Annotated in this window: 16 protein-coding genes; 10 read left to right on the top strand and 6 right to left on the bottom strand. The window is 35.6% G+C overall.

Annotated elements, in window-relative coordinates:
• Window positions 1-78 precede the first annotated feature (78 nt).
• From gyrB to ACJJVJ_RS07065, 7 genes are all read left to right on the top strand, one after another.
• On the top strand, window positions 79-2,016 hold the full coding sequence (gyrB, locus tag ACJJVJ_RS07095) for a DNA topoisomerase (ATP-hydrolyzing) subunit B (protein WP_405369692.1): 1,938 nt from the start codon (window positions 79-81) through the stop codon (window positions 2,014-2,016).
• A gap of 141 nt (window positions 2,017-2,157) precedes the next feature.
• A complete protein-coding gene (locus tag ACJJVJ_RS07090) occupies window positions 2,158-3,255 on the top strand; it encodes a DUF6588 family protein (protein ID WP_405369691.1) in 1,098 nt (365 codons plus the stop codon).
• A gap of 143 nt (window positions 3,256-3,398) precedes the next feature.
• The gene (gene mdh / locus ACJJVJ_RS07085; protein ID WP_348116148.1) at window positions 3,399-4,319 is read left to right on the top strand and encodes a malate dehydrogenase; all 921 of its coding nucleotides are present in this window, start codon (window positions 3,399-3,401) and stop codon (window positions 4,317-4,319) included.
• A gap of 250 nt (window positions 4,320-4,569) precedes the next feature.
• A complete protein-coding gene (locus tag ACJJVJ_RS07080; RefSeq protein WP_405369690.1) occupies window positions 4,570-5,175 on the top strand; it encodes a hypothetical protein in 606 nt (201 codons plus the stop codon).
• A 180-nt stretch (window positions 5,176-5,355) separates the two neighbouring features.
• A complete protein-coding gene (gene secDF / locus ACJJVJ_RS07075; RefSeq protein ID WP_405369689.1) occupies window positions 5,356-8,421 on the top strand; it encodes a protein translocase subunit SecDF in 3,066 nt (1,021 codons plus the stop codon).
• Window positions 8,422-8,627: 206 nt separating this feature from the next.
• Window positions 8,628-11,288 (top strand): gliding motility-associated C-terminal domain-containing protein, encoded by a 2,661-nt coding sequence (locus ACJJVJ_RS07070; protein WP_405369688.1) that lies wholly within the window; start codon window positions 8,628-8,630, stop codon window positions 11,286-11,288.
• A 351-nt stretch (window positions 11,289-11,639) separates the two neighbouring features.
• Window positions 11,640-11,960, top strand: coding sequence for a hypothetical protein (locus tag ACJJVJ_RS07065; RefSeq protein WP_405369687.1), 321 nt, complete (start codon window positions 11,640-11,642; stop codon window positions 11,958-11,960).
• Between the two features lie 498 nt (window positions 11,961-12,458).
• Here the strand turns inward: ACJJVJ_RS07065 and ACJJVJ_RS07060 are convergent, their stop codons facing one another.
• From ACJJVJ_RS07060 to ACJJVJ_RS07050, 3 genes are all read right to left on the bottom strand, one after another.
• A complete protein-coding gene (locus tag ACJJVJ_RS07060) occupies window positions 12,459-12,941 on the bottom strand; it encodes a DUF192 domain-containing protein (RefSeq protein WP_405369686.1) in 483 nt (160 codons plus the stop codon).
• On the bottom strand, window positions 12,934-13,884 hold the full coding sequence (lgt, locus tag ACJJVJ_RS07055) for a prolipoprotein diacylglyceryl transferase (protein ID WP_405369685.1): 951 nt from the start codon (window positions 13,882-13,884) through the stop codon (window positions 12,934-12,936). Before lgt ends, ACJJVJ_RS07060 begins: the two co-directional genes overlap by 8 nt.
• Window positions 13,885-13,952: 68 nt before the next feature.
• The gene (locus ACJJVJ_RS07050; protein WP_405369684.1) at window positions 13,953-14,507 is read right to left on the bottom strand and encodes a thioredoxin family protein; all 555 of its coding nucleotides are present in this window, start codon (window positions 14,505-14,507) and stop codon (window positions 13,953-13,955) included.
• Between the two features lie 146 nt (window positions 14,508-14,653).
• Between ACJJVJ_RS07050 and ACJJVJ_RS07045 the strand changes: the two genes are divergently transcribed.
• Together ACJJVJ_RS07045 and ACJJVJ_RS07040 are read left to right on the top strand one after the other, a co-directional pair.
• On the top strand, window positions 14,654-14,953 hold the full coding sequence (locus tag ACJJVJ_RS07045; protein ID WP_405369683.1) for a phosphoribosylpyrophosphate synthetase: 300 nt from the start codon (window positions 14,654-14,656) through the stop codon (window positions 14,951-14,953).
• Window positions 14,953-15,285 carry a tRNA-binding protein gene (locus ACJJVJ_RS07040; RefSeq protein ID WP_104516094.1) on the top strand — a complete coding sequence of 111 codons (333 nt, stop codon included), beginning with the start codon at window positions 14,953-14,955 and terminating at the stop codon, window positions 15,283-15,285. The genes ACJJVJ_RS07045 and ACJJVJ_RS07040 overlap by 1 nt, the downstream gene beginning before the upstream one ends.
• A gap of 102 nt (window positions 15,286-15,387) precedes the next feature.
• Here the strand turns inward: ACJJVJ_RS07040 and ACJJVJ_RS07035 are convergent, their stop codons facing one another.
• From ACJJVJ_RS07035 to ACJJVJ_RS07025, 3 genes are all read right to left on the bottom strand, one after another.
• Window positions 15,388-17,895 carry a M14 family metallopeptidase gene (locus ACJJVJ_RS07035; RefSeq protein WP_405369682.1) on the bottom strand — a complete coding sequence of 836 codons (2,508 nt, stop codon included), beginning with the start codon at window positions 17,893-17,895 and terminating at the stop codon, window positions 15,388-15,390.
• Between the two features lie 114 nt (window positions 17,896-18,009).
• On the bottom strand, window positions 18,010-18,393 hold the full coding sequence (locus ACJJVJ_RS07030) for a PUR family DNA/RNA-binding protein (RefSeq protein WP_104516096.1): 384 nt from the start codon (window positions 18,391-18,393) through the stop codon (window positions 18,010-18,012).
• A 123-nt stretch (window positions 18,394-18,516) separates the two neighbouring features.
• Window positions 18,517-20,268, bottom strand: coding sequence for an ABC transporter ATP-binding protein (locus ACJJVJ_RS07025; protein WP_405369681.1), 1,752 nt, complete (start codon window positions 20,266-20,268; stop codon window positions 18,517-18,519).
• Between the two features lie 139 nt (window positions 20,269-20,407).
• On the opposite strand from ACJJVJ_RS07025, the gene ACJJVJ_RS07020 reads away from it, so the two are divergent.
• A complete protein-coding gene (locus ACJJVJ_RS07020; protein ID WP_104516098.1) occupies window positions 20,408-21,514 on the top strand; it encodes a Glu/Leu/Phe/Val dehydrogenase in 1,107 nt (368 codons plus the stop codon).
• Window positions 21,515-21,549 lie beyond the last annotated feature (35 nt).

Below are 21,549 nucleotides of genomic sequence, written 5' to 3'. Positions count from 1 at the left end.
AATGGTTAAGGCCTATAAACATTAGTGGTTTCTTATATTTGTGTATTACGCAAATAGCAGTAAAAATCATACGTATTTATGAGCGAAGAAAATAATAAAAATTACGGCGCAGATCAGATTCAGGCGTTAGAAGGAATGGAGCATGTGCGCATGCGTCCATCCATGTATATAGGAGATGTAGGAGTTAGAGGTTTACATCACTTAGTTTATGAGGTGGTTGATAATTCTATAGATGAAGCGCTTGCTGGACATTGTAATAATATTACTGTACAGATAAATGAGAATAACAGTATTACCGTGACTGATGATGGTCGTGGTATTCCTGTTGGGATTCATAAAAAAGAAGGAGTGTCTGCATTACAAGTAGTAATGACTAAAATCGGTGCAGGTGGTAAGTTTGATAAAGATTCTTACAAAGTATCTGGTGGACTACACGGTGTTGGTGTTAGTTGTGTAAATGCACTTTCTGATCATTTAAAAGCGACCGTTTACCGTGATGGTAAAATATGGGAGCAAGAATATGAGCGTGGTAAAGCTATGTATCCTGTTAAGGCTATAGGTGAAACAGATAAAAGAGGTACTGATGTTACTTTTACTCCAGACCGTTCTATCTTTCAACAGACTACAGAGTATAATTATGATACTCTAGCAAACAGGTTACGTGAACTAGCATTTTTAAATAAAGGAATAAAAATTATCCTTACTGATGCTAGAAGACAAGATGAAGAAGGGAATAATATTACTGAGGTATTCCAGTCAGAAGAAGGTCTTAAAGAATTTATACGTTTCTTAGATGATACTCGCCAGCCTATTATAGAAGATGTGATCTCTATGGAAGGTGAGAAAAATGGTATTCCTGTAGAAGTAGCGATGATTTATAACGACAGTTATTCTGAAAATCTACATTCTTATGTAAATAACATTAATACGCATGAAGGAGGAACGCATCTAGCTGGTTTCCGTCGTGGTCTTACTTCTACATTAAAGAAGTATGCTGATGGTTCTGGTTTATTAGATAAATTAAAATTTGATATTGCAGGAGATGACTTCCGTGAGGGGCTTACTGCTATTGTTTCTGTAAAAGTTCAAGAACCACAATTTGAAGGACAAACAAAAACGAAATTAGGTAACAGAGAGGTAACAAGTGCTGTTTCTCAAGCGGTGTCTCAAATGCTTGAAGATTATCTAGAAGAGCATCCTAATGACGCAAAAATAATTGTTCAAAAGGTGATACTTGCTGCTCAAGCACGTCATGCGGCGCGCAAAGCTCGTGAAATGGTGCAACGTAAAACGGTAATGAGTGGTGGTGGTTTACCTGGTAAACTTTCTGACTGTTCTGAAACTGATCCAACTTTGTGTGAGGTATTCCTTGTTGAGGGAGACTCTGCAGGTGGTACGGCAAAACAAGGTCGTGACCGTGAGTTCCAAGCTATCCTGCCGTTAAGAGGTAAAATTCTTAATGTTGAGAAAGCGATGCAGCATAAAGTTTTTGAAAATGAAGAGATTCGTAATATTTATACCGCTCTAGGTGTTACTATAGGAACTGAAGAAGATTCTAAGGCATTGAATCTTGAGAAACTACGTTACCATAAAATTGTTATTATGTGTGATGCCGATATTGATGGTTCTCACATTGCAACTTTAATTCTTACTTTCTTCTTCCGTTATATGAAGGAGTTAGTGGAACTAGGATATATTTATATAGCAACGCCGCCTTTATATCTTGTGAAAAAAGGTGCTAAAAAACGCTATGCATGGTCAGATAAAGATCGTGATGAAATAGCAGAAAGTTTCGGTGGTGGAGCAGCTATTCAACGTTATAAAGGATTAGGTGAGATGAATGCAGATCAGCTTTGGGATACTACTATGAATCCTGAATTTAGAACATTGCGTCAGATTACCATAGATAGTCCTGCAGAGGCAGACCGTGTGTTCTCTATGTTAATGGGTGATGAAGTACCACCTCGTAGAGAGTTTATAGAGAAAAATGCGATTTATGCAAATATTGATGCATAGATAAAGTACGTGATAATTTAAAAAAGCTCTCTTTTATAGAGGGCTTTTTTTATGTTCTGTTTTTAAAGGGTACTTTTACGGTCGACTTTTTTAAAAGGTGATTTATTTATGTTTAATCAATTATAGTTTAAATTTAAGAATATGAAACTGAATAAAAATATAGTAATTATCGTGCTGTGTTGTCTTGGGTGCTTATCGCAGGCGCAAAATGGCTTTTCTGATATTCTTGCGGCAGGTGTAGAGGCGGCAGATAAATATGCAAATTCTTACACTGCTCCAGCAGCTGAAGCTTTTACCTATAATCTAGCCTCTGGATGGTATGAAAGTGGTAAGGTGTTACAACCAGGTAAGTTTAAATTACAAATTAAAGCTCAAGGTACTTTTGCGCCAGATGAAAAGAAGTCATTTGTTCTAGATCCATTAGAGTATGAACGTATCATACAGGATAGTTATAATAATACAGGTAATCCTTCAGCAAATATCTCGGTAACTTTTGGTGATGGTAGTACGACACCTAGGTTAGTAGCCAGTGCTCTCGGTGAAAATAATCCAGATGAGTCCTTAATAATAAGGAGTAGAGAGTCAAATACAAATTTATTATTACAAGAAGATATTATAACGCTAGCTCAGGGAATAGGTAGTACAGGTCTTGATGTGGTGCCATCGGCATTTTTTCAAGTAGGAGTAGGTCTAGGTGCTGGTCTAGAGGTTAAAGCCCGTTTTATACCAAAAATAGAAACAGATGAGGTAGAAACAGGTCTTTACGGTGTAGGTTTACAGTGGGAACTGACACAGTTTTTTACTAATGAAGATGGAGTGAATAATTTGCCAGTTTCTGTTTCTGTTTTAGGCGCGTTTACAAGGTTGGATGCTTCTTATGATTTTGAAGATGGCGCAGTGGTAGAAGGTAGTGACCAGTTATTAGAAACTAAAACAAACGCTTATAATTTTGCGGCAATAGCAAGTACAAACTTTAAAGTTCTTAATTTTTATGGAGGTCTTAATTACGTTTCAGGAAATTCTACAACAGATTTAAAAGGTACATATACCTTTAGATCTAACACGGTTATTTTTCCAGTTTCTAGTACCGTTGAAGATCCTTTGTCATTAAAAAGTGATGTAAGTGGTGTTTTAGGAACCTTAGGTGCAAAATTAACTTTGGGAGCATTTAATATCAATGCAGATTATAGTTTTGGAGAATATGACACAGCAAGTGCGTCTATATTTTTCAGAATTTAAGAGTTTATACATTAATTATCCTTTTTGGGATCTTAACGTCCATAGTTTTAAGGCTACTTTGTCTTTAATTATGGGCGTTTTGTTTATTTTTGCTTAGAGCCATTTTAGGCCTTAAATTATACTATAAATTAAATCATTATAACATGAAAGTTACCGTAGTAGGAGCAGGTGCAGTAGGCGCTAGTTGTGCAGAGTATATTGCAATCAAAAATTTTGCAAGTGAAGTAGTATTAGTAGATATCAAAGAAGGTTTTGCCGAAGGTAAAGCAATGGACTTGATGCAAACAGCATCATTAAATGGTTTTGATACTAAAATTACTGGAGCGACAAATGATTACTCAAAAACTGCTGGTAGCGATATCGCTGTTATCACTTCAGGAATTCCACGTAAGCCAGGAATGACTCGTGAAGAATTAATAGGTATTAATGCAGGTATTGTAAAGTCTGTTTCAGAAAGTCTAGTAAAGCATTCTCCAGACGTTATCTTAATTGTGGTTTCTAACCCAATGGATACCATGACTTACCTTGCGCACAAAGTAACAGGATTGCCTAAAAACCGAATTATAGGTATGGGTGGTGCTTTAGATAGTGCACGTTTCAAATACCGTCTTGCCGAAGCTCTTGAAGCGCCGATATCTGATGTAGATGGTATGGTTATAGGTGGTCACTCTGATAAAGGAATGGTGCCATTAACACGTCTTGCAACTCGTAATTCTGTGCCAGCAAGTGAATTCTTATCTGAAGAAAGATTAGAAGAAGTACTTCAAGCTACTAAAGTAGGTGGAGCAACTCTTACAGGTCTTTTAGGTACAAGTGCATGGTATGCACCAGGTGCTGCTGTTTCTGGACTAGTACAGGCTATCGCTTGTGACCAGAAGAAAATATTCCCTTGTAGTACTTTATTAGATGGTGAGTACGGACTTTCTGACCTTTGTATAGGTGTGCCAGTTGTATTAGGTAGAAATGGTATCGAGAAGATCGTAGAGATAAACTTAAGTGATGCTGAAAAAGCTGCTATGCAAGCAAGTGCAGAAGGTGTAAAAGCTACTAACGCACTTATCTAGAGATTAGATACATTTTATTATATAAACCGCTCCATGTGAGCGGTTTTTTTATGCCTTATGTTTTCTAAGTAGCTTATGTGTGTTTTAATTGTTTTTCTGTATTCCGCTTTCGCGAAAGCGGAACTAGTAATCATATTTTAATTGATAAAGAAATAATTGAAAATCAATAAATTATGTAGTTACTATGACTGCTAGACTTTAAATAAATAGGGTTAGTGTAAAAGCAGATGTAATTCTTTATATTTGGCACGTGAATGTAAAATGGTACATAGGCGCCCTGATCGCTATAATCTCTTATTTTGTTGTAGAACAACAAAGTGTAGATGTACCTAATCAAGAGGTTCTACTTACATTTATACAAGGTGAAAATACTTCTTCTAAAGATCTGGCAATAGAAACCGTAAAGGCTCAATTATTGAGTTTAGGTGCTAGAAATGTAACTATTTCTAGTCTAGATAATGGCTCTTTAAAAGTGTCTTATTACAGTCATCTAGCTATTCAAAATGTAAAAGAACAGCTATTTACAAGTCTAGATGATTCAACAGAGGTAGCAACGGCATTATATCATGTAGGAGACAAGCCTGTAAAAGAGAATATACGAGATTATCAAATAGATGTTTATGAGATTCAAGAAAATGTCGTTTCAGGATTTGATAATGAGGGTAAGTGTTACTTTGAATTAAAACAAGATTATAATAGAGGCTCGCAAGTTTTAGGCTTTGTAAGTCCTGTTGTTACTATTGATAGTCGCAATCAATTAACTGCGATAGCGGTAAAAGTTAGAGGCGACGTCTTATTTGCTTTTAATGATTCTACCTATAAAATTCCAGAAGTAAGAGCAGGCCCTATTTCTTAGGTCTGGTTGTTAACCAGTTTATTCTACATAAATAGATATTCATGTATTAATGGGTGTCTAAGAAAGGTTATCATTCTTTTGATGATAAATATTTCGTTTTTAAAGGACAAATGAATTGTCCATATAAAAGGTAAATCTCATATTTGCCGACTTTTAAATTTAACCTAAAAATATAACAACATGCAAAATAAAGGATTGATCCGCTTTTTCGCGATCATTTTTGCAATAGCTAGTATTTACCAGCTTACCTACACGTTTATTACTAATAAAGTAGAAGGTGATGCTGATGTTTATTCTAGTTCTAAAGTAGATGAAAGTGCTGTAAACGCATCTTCATTAAAGAGCGAGGCTCAAAAACATTATTTAGACTCTGTAGCATCACAAGATGTATGGGGTGGATTTACAACTTATGCTGACGCAAAGAATCAAGAACTTAAGAAAGGACTTGACCTTAAAGGTGGTATTAACGTAATTCTTCAAGTATCTGTACGTGATCTATTAACAGGAATGGCAGACGATTCTACTGATCCTAATTTCAATAGAGCACTAGATGCAGCAGATGAAAGAATTAAAGATGGTCAGGATGACTACTTTAACTATTTTATTGAAGAATTTAATAATATAGATGGAGCACAACTTGCGTCTCCAGATATTTTTGCAAATCAGGAAATGCAAACTCGTGGAATTGAATTTGACATGAGTAATTCTGATGTAGAGCCTATTCTTAGAGAAGAGCTTAAGGACTACATGACTAGTGCATTTGATGTACTTAGAAAGCGTATCGATAAATTCGGTACTACACAACCTAACTTACAGCAATTAGGTACTTCTGGTCGTATTCTTATTGAATTACCTGGTGAGACTGATGTAAAGCGTATTAAGGATATCCTTACTAAGGCGGCACAATTAGAGTTTTGGCATGTGTACCAACCTAATGCAATTGCTTCTTATTTAAACGAAGCAAATACCTACTGGGCAGCAAAGCTTGCAGCTAGCGCGGCATCTCAAAAAGAAGCTGTTGCAACAGACGGTCTTGCAGCACAAACTGAAGTAGCTACAGATTCTACTGAGGCTGGTCTTGGAGATTTATTAAATCAAGAAAATGAAGAAGAAGCTTCTACAGATGGACCTTCTAATGCAGACTTTGATAAGAGTCCTATCTTTAGTAGAATGTTTCAATCTCCTAATGGAGCACTTGCAGCTTTTAAAGCAGAAGATAAAGACTTAATAGATAGTTATATCAATGACCCACAAGCTAGAGGTAAATTAACTTCAGAACAACGCAATGTGAAATTTGCATGGGGACTTCCTGTTCTGAATGAAGCGTTAGGTTATGAAATTATAGATTTATATGCATTAAAAGGTAACTCTCAAAATGAAGCGCCACTTACTGGTGGTGTTATTACAGATGCAAGCCAGCAGTATGGTAACTCTGGACTACCAGTAGTGAGTATGTCTATGAATGGTGAAGGTGCTAAGATCTGGGAAGATATGACTGCTGAAGCTTATCAAAACCAATCTCAAGTATCTGTAGTTTTAGATAATACAGTGTACAGTGCGCCTAATGTAACTAACGGTGCTATTTCTGGTGGACAGACTCAAATTTCTGGTAACTTCTCAATTGATGAGGCTAAAGATCTTGCAACTGTACTTAGAGCTGGTAAATTACCTGCAAAAGCAGAAATTATTCAAAGTGACGTGATCGGACCATCATTAGGTCAAGAAGCTATTGACAGTGGATTATGGTCATTTGGAATCGCTCTTTTATTAGTATTAGTATGGATGTTCTTCTATTATGGTCGTGCAGGTTTATATGCAGATATCGCTCTTTTAGTAAACATACTATTCATATTTGGTGCTCTTGCATCTCTTAAAGCAGTTCTTACTTTACCTGGTATTGCAGGTATTGTGTTAACGATAGGTATATCGGTAGATGCTAACGTACTTATTTTTGAAAGAATACGTGAAGAACTTGCAAAAGGTAAATCACAAGCAGACAGTATTAAAGATGGTTTCAACAACGCATTAAGTTCTATTCTAGATGCAAACGTAACTACATTCTTAACGGCTGTTATTCTTTATGTATTTGGAACAGGACCTATTCAAGGTTTTGCAACTACATTAATGATAGGTATTCTGACTTCATTATTTACAGCAATCTTTATCACAAGATTATTTGTTGATGGTTATGTAAGTAATGGGAAAACTATTGGATTCTCAACATCTATTACAAAGAACTGGTTTAGAAATGTAAATATCGACTTCTTGAAAAAGAGAAAGATGGCTTACATTATTTCTGGTGTTTTAGTTGTAGGAAGTTTAATCTCTCTAGCAACTAATAAGTTGAACATGGGTATTGACTTTACTGGTGGACGTACTGTAATTGTAGGTTTTGCTCAAGATGTTAATGCAACAGAGATCACAAAGCAACTAAGTGCCGAAGATATCTTCGGTAGTGCTGAGGCAAAAACTTATGGTTCTGGAGATCAATTAAAAATTAGTACGAAGTATGGTATTGATAGAGATGATAGTGAAGTAAGTCAGGAAATAGAAGATAAATTATATCAAGTTCTTAAACCTTATTTACCTAGCGACATGTCACAAGCTCAGTTTGCTGATGTGAGTAACGAAAACAAGAAGCACGGTATTAGATCTTCTTTCCAGGTAGGTGCATCTATTGCAGATGATATTCTAACTGGTTCACTTTATGCGATTTTAGGATCTCTTATCGTGGTGTTTATTTATATCTTAATACGTTTCCGTAAGTGGCAATTCTCATTAGGTGCAGTAGCAGCTGTATTCCATGATGTTATTATTGTATTAGGTGCGTTCTCTGTATTATACAAAGTGTTGCCATTTAACATGGAAATAGATCAGGCGTTTATTGCAGCGATCTTAACCGTTATTGGTTATTCACTGAATGATACAGTGGTTGTATTTGATAGAATACGTGAATTCATCAACGAGCGTACTAATTGGGAATTCCCTAGAACGGTTAACTCTGCAATAAGTAGTACTATATCACGTACATTAAATACATCTTTAACTACATTAATTGTATTGCTTGCTATCTTCATATTCGGTGGTGAGTCTATACAAGGGTTTATGCTAGCGTTAATTATCGGTGTAATAGTAGGTACATATTCATCTGTGTTCATTGCAACACCAGTGATGTTTGATACCATGACTAAAACAAATGGAAAATTGACTCCTAAAGAGCCAAAACCTGAAAAAGAAGAGCTATAATCTATCTTTTTAATAATTTATTTAAACCGCTTGATCACATCAAGCGGTTTTTTTATGCGTTATACCGAAAAAATACGTGTTTTATCTAATTGTGTAAATTTGTTTGATAAACAGTTCATAGAAATTATAATTTCTTAATAATGGGTTAATGAATTTGATTATTTTGCAGTTAGTTATAACCATATCCAAAACGCAATACTATATTTATGAAAAACTTTATTCTTAGTTGTATAGGCATACTATTTTTTACAGCCTTCTCAACCGCACAAGACTTTCCTATGACCGACGGTGAGTTTGTTACTTGTTCAGGTAGCTTTACAGACTCAGGTGGTATTACTGGTGATTATGCTGTTAGTGAAAGTTTTACTATTACTTTCTGTTCTCCATTTGAAACAGATGCTATGCGAGTAACTTTTAATTCATTTGACACACAGTTCGGTGATATCCTTCTTGCTTATGATGGAGATAGTAATACAGCTCCTTTTTTAGGTGTTTTCCAAGGAACAAATTCACCAGGAACACTTCAAGCTAGTGCTGCAAATACTTCAGGGTGTTTAACTTTTACTTTTATTTCTAATGGAGCAGGAACTTCAACTGGCTGGCAAGCTGCTGTAGAATGTTTTGACACATGTCAAACTATTACTACAGATATAGTTACTGTACCAGCAATTGATGCAGACGGTATTCTTAGATTATGTCAAGGAGAAGTAGTAGACTTTACTGGTTCAGCTACATTTTCAAATGATTCTGCTGGAGCAACATATAAATTCAGACTTCCTGACGGTACAGAAGCTGTTGGAACTACTTTACAACAGACTTTTAACGACCCAGGTGTTTATAGAATAGACTTCGTCGCTACCGCACCAGACGGTTGTAGAGATAGATCTTTAGAAGATGTTGTGATACAAGTATCTACTACACCAGACTTTACTGGTACTGTAGCTGCAGATACTTCTATCTGTTTTGGAGAATCTACGAACATTACTGGAATGGTTGTAGCAACTGAATTTGCATCACAAGTTGCACCTCCAGTTTCAGGTGTAACATTTTTACCAGATGATAATGCTTCAACATTTTATGAAACTTGTATTGATGTAAGTGGTTTTGCTCCTGGAGCAACGCTTAGTAGTGCAGCAGACTTGTTAGGCTTCTTCATTAATATGGAGCATAGTTATTTAGGAGATTTAGATATTACGTTAACTGCTCCTAACGGTGCAATAATAGATGTGAAAACCGGTGGTGGTGGAAATACATTCTTAGGTGTACCTATCGATGTAGATACAGATTTAACTCCTGGAGTAGGATTTGTTTATAATTTTACTGAAGCGCCTAGTGCTACACAAACTCTTTTTCAGGCTTCTCTAGGTGTTGCTACACTTCCTGCAGGAGATTACCTTGCAGAAGATCCTTTCTCTACATTTGCAGGAACATCTCTTAATGGATTATGGTGCCTTAGAGTTGTAGATAACATACGTAGTGATAACGGTTATATTTTTGAATGGGGTATCAATTTTAACCCATTAATTGTTCCTGACGCAGAAAGGTATACTCCTGGTGAAGTTTCTCAAGAATGGGCTGCAAATGCAGATATTACCGCAACAAATGGAAATGTTATTACCGTGACACCTACTACTGCTGGGCAACATTGTTATGACTACATATTTACAGACAGTTTTGGCTGTACATATACAGAAACCATTTGTATAGATGTAGCTTCAGAAATTACAGTTGTTGAGCCTAATGACATTATAGTATGTGCTCAAACAGGTTCGGTGGCTCAAGTAGATTTAACAGCGCGTGATACTCAAATTCTTAACGGACTAGATCCAGCGGCATTTACTGTTACTCCATTTGGTAATCAGGCAGATGCAGATGCTGCATCAAACCCATTAACTAGTATAACAGCTTATGATGTTAGCACTAGTGAAACTGTGTTTGTTAGAGTAGAAGAAGTTGCAACAGGTTGTTTTGTAGTTGTAGAGTTAGATATTGATTTCTCTACAGCAGCCTATACAGCTGTACCAGATTTAGAATTATGTGATGACCCAACTAATGCAGATGGGATAGAAGTTTTTGACTTAACTTCTCAAGATATTGGGATTTTAGGAACTCAATCTAGTACAGAATATGGTGTAACTTATTTCTTATCTCAAGCAGATGCAAATGCAAACTTAAATGAGATCTTAACGCCTGGAGCTTTTGATTCTATGGGAGAAACGATTTATGCAAGAGTTTCAAACCTTCAAGATGCAAACTGTTTTACAACTGGTACATTTGAATTAGTAGTAAATGCAGTACCTACCATAGGAACTGGTGTAGACGTTACAGAATGTGATGAGTCGCCTATCGATGGAGCAACATCATTTGATTTTACAGTAAATGACAGTGCAATCTTAAATGGTCAGTCGGCAGTAGATTTTACGGTTAGTTATCACGCAACTCAAAGCGATGCAGACGCTGGTAGCAACTCGATATCTATATCGACAGTAGTTGCTGGAGGTACTATTTATGCAAGAATTGAGAATAATATTACAGGTTGTTATAACACGTCAACTTTTAACTTTGTAGTAGAAACTTGTGAGGTAGAGGTTCCAGAAGGTTTCTCACCTAACAATGATGGTATTAACGATACGTTCTCTATTCCTGGTGTAGATCAGTTTTCGAATTTTGAAATGAAAGTATTTAATAGATTAGGTTCTGTCGTTTATGAGACTAGAGCAAATAACTATGTTGAGTTTACAGGTATTCCTAATACAGGAGTAGCCGCTGGTGATGGATTACTTCCAGTAGGGACTTACTTCTATGTAATTAAGTTTAATGATCCAGATACTGAAGATATTGCAAGCTGGATGTATATTAACTATTAAATATAGATACTAGTATCGCTTTCGCGAAAGCGGAACAAGTTCTAATAATCTTAAATACAAATGCCTCTCTGTAATGGAGAGGCATTTTTTATTTTCTATTGGTTAATCAACGTTGTTTTCTTTGACTTTTAAGTGTCTTTTAATCAATCAATAAAACTGCTGCCGCAAGTTTATAAAACCGCTAGTGTTCATTTCTAACGAGTACAGAGTATGAGTAAAAAAGAATAGTTTAAAAATAAATAAGAAGCCTTTAAGATGTAGAGATTTTCATGATTAATTATACTTATATCTTCACTATGTACGGTACTAGTTGCAAACTAGCACTAGTGCCAGTAGGAGAAAGTGGTTATTATGGAAAAAAATAAATTTTTTATTATTGTGTTATTCTCTTTTTCAATAATGTTTTGTGTGTCTTTAAAAAAGAGCACAATATGTTTTCAGTTGAAAAATGGAAAGGAAGTTTGTTTAAATAGTGATGATATAATTACTGAAGATTATGGTTTTACCATACTAAATAAAGAAAAATTAAATAGCTTAAAAGGAGAGAAAATTCAAAGAATCTTTGTTTCTAATTCTAATTTAAATGAGCGTGATGTAATATTTTTTAATATTTTTTCATCTTCAGTCCCTGAAAATGAGTTGTATGTAATAAATTTAGTAATGAATCCTTAGCGAATTGTAGTAAACAATTACTTGAAGTTTTAAATGATTGATATAATTAACACCACGTAAAAGGTGTTTAATCTCAAGAGGGTTTTTTTAGAAGATTTTAATTTAACAATCAATCTATGAAAATTTTATTGTATTTTATACTGAGTCTTGTTTTAATCAATGGGTGTTTCCACGTCGCGCGCGTTTGCAACGCGTTCGTTTTAACTAGGCATTTGAAATGCACATTTGTAATAACAATAGAAGATAATTCAAAGCAACTTTTTGAACGCGACGTATTTGTTATCGTATAACATTTGTAGTGCATATAATATTAAGAACAATGTACTTACAACATGATCCTACGACAGATTTCAGTTGTTGAGAAGAGGTTTTGTGTAAATAGTAATTATTCTTTATTTGTGTTCCTCTTTTGCGAAAGCGAAACTCTTAAGAACATTATTCCAAACAAAAAATGCCTCTCAATATGAGAGGCATTTTTTTATATGATAATGAAAGGTTTTAATTGATTTTTTGCCATTTGAAAAGATCACCTTCTTTAAGATTCCATTTCTTTACCATGCCCGCTTTTACCTCGAGTACGTATTGTGCCTCACCTTTACTTTTTAATAAGGTCTCGTCTTTAGGTATCGCGTTAGTATAGTAACTGTCTATGCGATTATCTGCAGTTATGTAGATAATGTCTAGAGGTACGTCGGTGTTTTTCATGTAGAAAAATCGAGGTCTAGCATCGTTAAAAACAAAAAGCATTCCTTGATCTTCAGTAAGCTGTTCTCTATACATCATACCTAGTTGTATGGTGTAATCGGTATCGGCTAGTTCTAGTTTTAATTGCTGTAGAGTGTCGTTTTCTTTATTAATAAGCACTGCTTGTGCCTCGTTCTTAAAGGACCAGTCACGAGCTCTCATTTCTGCCTCTTGGTCAGGTTTACAACTGTGCAAGAGACAGGTTAAAATTAAAGTGCTTAAAATTAGTTTACGCATCGCTTTTCTTTTCAAACATACCATCTGGTCGGAACATAAGAAATAGACCCAATAGTATAAATGGAACGCTTAAAAGCTGACCTGTATTAAAGTGCATGCCTATAAGTTCAAAAGCATCGGTATCTGTTTGTGGTTCTTTTACCGTTTCAATAAGTAGTCTTACTGTAAATAGAAGAACGAAGAATAACCCTAAGATATACCCCAGTTTATTGCGCTTATCTGTTTTCCAGTAGACAAAATAAAGAATTATAAAAACGCCTACATAACAAATTGCTTCATACAATTGTGCAGGGTGTTTGTAAGGTATAGCTTCTAATACATCTGCATATTGAGGGTTGTCTACCAGTGCGTCGATAGCCTTATCGGTATCTAATATTTTAGTTTGTTGTAATGCAGCTCTCACATTATCATCACTCGTGTCGCGTACAAATTTAAAACCTGCAAAAAAATCGCCGCTAGGTTTTCCATTTATCTCGCTATTCATAAGGTTACCTAAACGTACAAAAGTACCTCCTATAGCGGTAGGTACCACGATACGGTCCAGTATCCATAACATGTTTTTCTTTAAATGTTTGCGGCTGTAAAAGAACATAGCGATAATAATACCTATAGCTGCTCCATGACTCGCCATACCTGCAAAACCGGTCCATTTAAATGGAGATGTCTCAAATGGTAAGAATACTCTTAAAGGGTCTGAGAAAAAGGTAGATGGCTCATAAAATAAATAGTGGCCTAATCGTGCACCTAGTAAACAGCCTATAACCGTGTACATAAATAGCGGATCTAGTTTTTCTACACTCACACCATCTCTTTTAAAGATAGGTTTAATAATGTACCATCCTAAGACAAATGCGATAACATAAGAAAGACTATAAAAATGCAATGTGAAAAAGCCTAAATCAAGCCCTTCTAACGGATTCCAGATCACTTTAAGTGAGAACATAAACGGTAATTTTATAAGTTGCTAAATTACTCTTTATCGTTTAAAATAGCGACTACTTCATCTTTCAATTATTTCCACTTGATATTGCAACCTATACTTGGTTTTTGCGGTTCAGGAACTTTTTTATTACCCAAAAGTGCATCCATAGATTCACGTAATGACCTGCCGGTAAGAGGTATTCCGTTTCCAGGTCTAGAGTCGTCTAGCTGGCCTCGATATACTAACTTTAATTGATCGTCAAATAAATAAAAATCTGGTGTGCATGCCGCGTTATATGCTCTCGCCACCTCTTGCGTTTCATCATATAAATAGGGAAAAGGGTAGTCGTTCTCATCAGCATGTTGGTTCATGCGATCTGGCCCATCTTGTGGGTAGTTAACCACATCATTACTAGAGATCGCGATAAAGTTAAATCCTGTAACTCTATAATCATTTGCTATTCTCACCAGTTCTTCATTTACATGAATTACAAACGGACAGTGATTGCATATAAACATAACCACCGTACCTCGAGCTCCTTTTTGATCTTGCAAGTGGATCATGTCACCACTTACGGTGTCTAGTAGAGTAAAGTCTGGTGCCGTTGTTCCTAACGGTAGCATGGTAGATGGGGTTAAGGACATGATAGTTTTTATTTATTAGTAGTAAAAGTATGATTTTTGTTACGCTTTCGCGAAAGCGAGACCAATAACCATCATTTTTCTTTTGCTAAACTTATTTTAAACCTTCTTCTAAAGGATTTGTTTTCTTTAAATTGAAAATAAAAACTATGAAAAACGGATACAATACACTGTCAGAAGCGATAGAAGACTTGCAAAAAGAAGGTTTTACAGTAAACTTTGATCTAGTAGAAGATGGAGTGCATTCTAAAGATTTGAAAAAACAATGGAAAGCAGGAGAGATAGAAGTGGTAAAGTTTTATAGATTTGAGGGAATGAGCAGCGCAGGAGATAACACTATTCTTTATGTTCTTGAGTGTAAAACAGGTGAGAAAGGATTACTGGTAAATGCTTATGGAGCAGATGAATATGTCTCTCCAGAAATGATAGAAAAATTAAAAATGAATTAATGGAGATATCTTGGGGTGATTTTGAAAAAATAGACATGCGTGTAGGAACGGTGATGACGGTAAGTGATTTTCCAGAGGCACGTAATCCAGCTTATCAATTGCAAATTGATTTTGGCGATTTAGGTGTTAAAAAAACCAGTGCGCAAATTACTAAGCGATACGATAAAAAAGACCTGGTAGGCAAGCAGGTTATTGCGGTAGTTAATTTTCCTAAAAAGCAAATAGCCAACTTTATGAGTGAATGCCTAGTTCTAGGAGTAGTAGGAGATGATAAAGATGTGATCTTGTTACAGCCTAATGCTCATGCAAAGAATGGCGATCGAGTAGGATAAAGAATCTTTATATAGGGTAAAACCTAAACTAGAAATTTTCCATAAAAAAATGCTTCTGAATATTCTTTCAGAAGCATTTTTTATGGAGTCAGAATTCAAAATTTACATTTGCTCCGCAAAGAAAATAGCGTTCATTAATAGTTTATTAGTTCCGTACCAGAATGCTCTAAACTGAGTATTATCTGTAAAACCTATCACGTCACCACGACCATAATTATTGTGCTGAAATGGCACCGTGCTCTTTAAAGCCTCTAGATTTATATCAGAAATATAGCCACTCATTAAAGGGCTGTCTGTATACTTGATAGGATTGCGGTAACTGTCTTTATTTGGTTCTACAAATAGTGTCGTGTTTCTAAACATAGGCAACTGGTCATCTTTAAAGCCAAACGCAATAGGATGTGATCGATCCAGCTTGGTTTCAAAAATAGCTCCACCTATACGTTGCGCGCCGCTGTGATCGCGACGTTGTTCAAAGGTGATGTTCTTTGCAGGGTTTTCTGTTTTTTTGAATTTAAGAGGTAACAATTTAGAACTGCTCATCCATCTTAATGCGCTGCGGTACCCTATTAAAGTACCACCATTGCGAGTCCATGTTTTTAATTGGTCGATCACCTCATTTTCTGGACTTCCATAAGTCGCAGGAACAATAATGGTATTGTAACGACTCAAATCCTTACGGTTAATATCTGCTAGGTCTATTTTTGTAATAGGAATATCATATTGCTGGTCCATTAAATGCCAGATCTCTCCAGCGTCAGATGGGTTAATGCCTTCACCTACAAGAACAGCGATTTTAGGTAATTTAATATCTCTGAACTGACGTGACCCTAAATCGATTCCTTCTGTGAGGCCTGTATTTACAGATGTTATACCTAGTTTATATTCCTTTTCGTTATTGGAAATCATATAATGCAATTCATGCATGTCCAATATTTGATTTTTAACAGGAATTAGAATAGTTCCGTAGTCATAATCTTTACCTTCTAACTGGAATGGTTTCATCGCAACCTTTACTCTAACTCCTTGCTCTATTAGATTATAAATGAATTTAGGTGTCCCATACTCATTCCAAGGCATAATATACGCATAGTCCGATTCGCCAACTATGTTAATTTTGCCATTGTAAGGAGCAGATCTAACCATTTTTTGGTAACCACTGTATTCTACATAATCCATATCAAAAGCCAGCGGGAACGTCCACGCACTGATATCATAAAACAAGCTGTCTTGAAAAGTGGTGCGCTTCTCAAACATTGCGTTGATCAATCTAGAATTTTTTTGATTTTTTGGTACTGTATAAGAATATCCTTCTTTGAAAAACTTCCCTTCTATATTATCATTTCCAAGATATCTCTCTACTTTAATATTGTGTCTTTTTAAAATCTCAGCAAGCGCATCTGTTCTTCCAGCATCTGTATGATCTCCAAAGATGATAGCGCCACCGCTCACTTCTTTTCTCGCATCTTTATAAAACTGATTTTGATAATCGAGTATTTCTTTACGTTTATTAGTTGCTGCTTTTAAGGTGCTCAAAGCTGCTGTGAATTGGTTTCTTATGGTAAAAGGAAAAGTCAATACTCCGTTATCAGAATTTTGAGCATGACCTCTAGAGCTAGCTTGCTCAAAAAGAATTCCTATAGATCCATTAATGTCTGGAAATGTAGATCCTTTACCGTAGTAGAAATCGTCATAATCTTCTTCTGTGTAATAAAGCGAGCCTATTTTGTCAAAACCTTCTGCGAGGTAATTCCCTATTTCACGAGTGAGTTTTTGATTCATCGCAGGAGTTAGTGGGTGTGTTCTCGATGGTATTCCTGGCTGGAAAAAGAAGCTAGAATTGGTTCCCATTTCATGATGATCTGTAAGAATATTAGGCAACCATTTATGGAATGTCTCTATGCGTGCTTGTGATTCTGGTAATTGAACTGGTAGCCAGTCGCGATTCATATCAAACCAATAGTGATTTGTACGTCCACCAGGCCAGGTTTCATTGTATTCTCTGTCGTAGGTGTCTGGGTTTACGTTATCACTTTTATTTTGATTAACCCAAGTGGCAAATCGTTGTAATCCATCAGGATTTAAACTAGGATCTAGAAGTATAACGGTGTTTTTTAAAAGTGCCTCTATTTCTGGACCTTGTGCAGCAGCTAGGTGATAGGCTAGAAGTAGAGCGGCGTTAGAGCCACTAGGTTCGTTTCCATGAATGGAAAAACCTTGATAAACGACTATGGGTGCGTTAGTGTTGTCCACGGCATCCTTGTCTGTTGCAGCGACATGGTCTTTTCTTATTTGTTCTATGTTTTTTTGATTTTCAACACTAGTTACTGTTAGTAAGTATAAAGGTCGGTCTTCATAGGTTTTGCCACGATTTTCAATAGTAAAACGATCAGATTTATCTGCCAGTACCATCATGTATTGAGCTAATTTATCATGAGATACATGCCATTTACCTGGTACATAACCTATTATTTCTTGCGGTGTAGGAATGTCAGGATTATAGGAAACATTTTGTGGTAAGTAATAATCTAGTGTAGGGTCTACAATAGTTTGTGCTGGTAACGCTTTCGCGAAAGCGAGAACCAACAATAGCAACATCGTTTGTTTCATGGTATAATTTTAATCGTGAGGTAATCGTAATTGGTGCATCAAAGGATACGTGGGATATAAAAATAAAAAAAGCCTCTCATATAGAAAGGCTTTGTGATAATTTTAAGGATATACTTATATGTCATCAAAACTGATGTCGGTAAAGCTTTCTGTAGAGTTAACAGTAGCTGTCTCTGTTGCGATAGGTGCCGCTTCTTCTCTTTTATAATCAGATTGATGGCGGTCAGATATAACTTCACCACCTTTTTTATCTATAATAAAGTCAGTGATCTCTTTGAGCGTGTCTCCAAATTCTTGAAAATCTTCTTTATAAAGATAGATTTTATGTTTCTTAAAGTGAAAACTACCATCGTCATTAGTGAATTTCTTACTTTCAGTAATAGTTAAGTAATAATCGTCTGCCTTAGTGGCTCTTACATCAAAGAAATAGGTACGTCTTCCTGCTCGTACTACTTTTGAAAATATCTCTTCTTGCTCTTGGTAATCTCGATCGCTCATGTTCTTTAAGTAGTGTTATATCTTACCAAAAATAGAAAAAAATGTCTAATAGAAAAGATAATCGATAATTAATATCATAAGCAACTGTGATATAGTTAATTGTATGCGATAATTTTTGAATTATTAATCTTCTTGTAGCATTTGATTTGCATAAAGATCTGCATAATAGCCTTGATTTGCTAGAAGAGATTCATGATTACCTTGCTCAATAATGTTACCATCTTCTAGTACGATTATTTGATCTGCATTTTTTGCACTACTCACACGGTGACTTACGATTACTGTAGTGGTGTCCTTAGTTACTTTTTTAAGATTATTTAAAATCTTTTCTTCGGTCTCTGTATCTACCGCACTTAAACAGTCGTCAAATAATAAAATTTGTGGTTTTTTAATAATTGCTCTAGCGATAGAAACACGTTGTTTCTGTCCGCCACTTAAGGTGATACCACGCTCTCCTAGTACAGTTTCATAACTCTTAGTAAAGTTGGTTATATTTTTGTGTACCACCGCATTTTTTGCAGCGGCTTCTATTTCTTCTTGACTAGCATCTTTTTTACCGAATGCTATGTTCTTACCTATAGAATCAGAGAATAAGAAGGCATCTTGGGGTACATAACCTATGGAGTTTCTTAAATCATTTAGGTTAAGTTGGTCGATTTCAATGTCGTCTAAGGTTAGAGAGCCGTTATCGATATCATAAAGTCTACCTATTAATTCTAGGATAGTAGATTTACCACTACCTGTTTTTCCTAAAATAGCTAGTGTTTTTCCAGATGCTATCTCAAAGGATACATTCTTTAAAGCATGTATGTTAGTGTCTTCATAGGTAAAGTTTACATTCTTAAACGAGATGTTACCTTTAATAGGTGTAGGTGCTTCATTAAGATTTTTAATAGCTGGATCTATGTCTAAGAACTCGTTGATTCTTTTTTGAGAAGCCTCAGCCTGCTGTATCATGTTAGTCACCCAACCTACGATGGCAACTGGCCAGGTAAGCATGTTTACATAAATCAAAAATTCTGGTATGGTACCTACATCTATGGTTCCATCTATAACTTGTTTCCCACCTATATATATGACCATAATATTACTAAGTCCTATAAGTAGTACCATTAACGGAAAGAATAAGGCTTGTATACGTGCAAGATCTATATTTTTATCTTTACTGTCGTTAGCTACTTGTGTAAACTGCTCATTCATTTGAGGAGCAAGATTATAAGCCTTAATAACAGAGATACCACTAAATGCCTCTTGAGAGATGGTATTTAAATTTGATAAGTACTCTTGTACTAGTGTTGCACGCTTGTTGATTTCTCTACTTATTACATAAATAGCCACTGATAATATTGGTAATGGTATAATGGTGTATATCGCTAGAGTAGGAGCGGTGTCTATCATCGCAGGTATAACAACGGCAAATAAGGTGATCATGTTTATACTGTACATGATGGCAGGTCCCATGTACATACGTACTTTAGAGACATCTTCACTTATACGGTTCATTAAATCTCCAGTGCGATTTTGTTTGTAAAAACCTAAGGATAGGCGCTGGTATTGTTGATAAACTATGTTTTTAAGATCGTATTCCAGGTGTCTAGAAACAACTATTATTAATTGTCTCATGACAAAGGTAAGCACAGCGGCAAGTAGTGTAGATCCTAAGATAATCAAGATGTATAAAACGAGATCATCTTTCATCGCTTCCTTATCTGTAATCAGTCCTTTATCATAATCATTGAGTAGGTTTATGATTTTACCTACGTATTTAGGTAAATACAAGGATAGATAACGAGATATGATGGTGACTATAACACCGCCTATAAATTGCCATTTGTACTTTGCAAACAGTACATTTAGTTTTTTAAGTTCTTTCATTTACTTACAAATTCCCTAAGGGAAATTATTTTTTTTAAACAGTCGGTAAATTAAGCATGGTAAATTGCCTAATCCCTAAAATCAAGTTATTTTTGCACGCTTTTTAATAACAATCTTTAAAGTCAATAAATTTATTTTTATGCCTCAAGAATTTGATTCTTTAGAAAAATTAGTTCGTCAAGATCCTGTCTTTGGTCAGGTATCGTTTGACGGTCACGAGCAAATCGTTTTTTGTAACGACAAAGATACAGGACTGAAAGCCATTATCGGTATTCATAATACAGTATTAGGTCCTGCATTAGGCGGTACACGTATGTGGCAATATGAAAATGAATGGGCTGCCCTTAATGACGTTTTAAGACTTTCTAGAGGTATGACCTTTAAAAGTGCCATTACTGGATTAAATCTAGGTGGAGGAAAAGCCGTTATTATAGGTGATGCAAAAACTCAAAAAACACCTGAGTTAATGCGCAAATTTGGTGAATTTGTACATTCATTAAGCGGTCGTTACATCACTGCCGAAGATGTAGGTATGGCTACCGAAGATATGGATACAGTACGTGAGGTAACGCCTTATGTAACTGGTATATCTCAAGAAAAAGGTGGTGCAGGAAATCCTTCTCCTATTACAGCATACGGTGTTTTTATGGGTATGAAAGCAGCTGCACAGTTTAAGTACGGCAGCGATGTGCTAGAAGATAAAAAAATCTATGTAGAAGGAATAGGTAACGTAGGTGAGACTCTAGTAGAATATCTAACACAAGAAGGTGCTGACGTAGTTGTTTCTGATATTAATCAAGACAGACTAGAAGAAGTAAGAGATAAATATGGTGTGACTATTTATGGAGGTAACGATTTACATGCAGAGCAAATGGATATTTATGCCCCATGTGCATTAGGTGCGACTATAAATGACACTTCTATCAATAAATTACAAGCATCTATTATTGCTGGTGCCGCAAATAATCAACTTGCAGATGAGGTAAAGCATGGTATGCTACTTCAAAACAAAGGAATTGTTTATGCTCCAGACTTTTTAATTAATGCAGGAGGGATTATAAATGTTTATGCAGAGTTAGAAGGGTATGACCGTTCTGAAATCATGAGAAAAACTGAAAATATTTATACGACTACTATAGAAATTTTAAATCGTGCCAAAGAAACTGGCGTGAGTACTCATAAAGCAGCTTTAGAGATAGCACAAGCTCGTATTGCAGCTAGAAAACAAGAGCAGCTAGTTTACTAGTTCACTTTAAAACAGTATTTTTGCCTCGTTTTTAG

The organism is Nonlabens sp. Asnod2-A12, from assembly GCF_045063745.1.
Lineage (GTDB): Bacteria > Bacteroidota > Bacteroidia > Flavobacteriales > Flavobacteriaceae > Nonlabens > Nonlabens xylanidelens.
The sequence above is the reverse complement of the archived record's forward strand: the minus strand, read 5'-3'. Positions and strand labels throughout refer to the sequence as shown.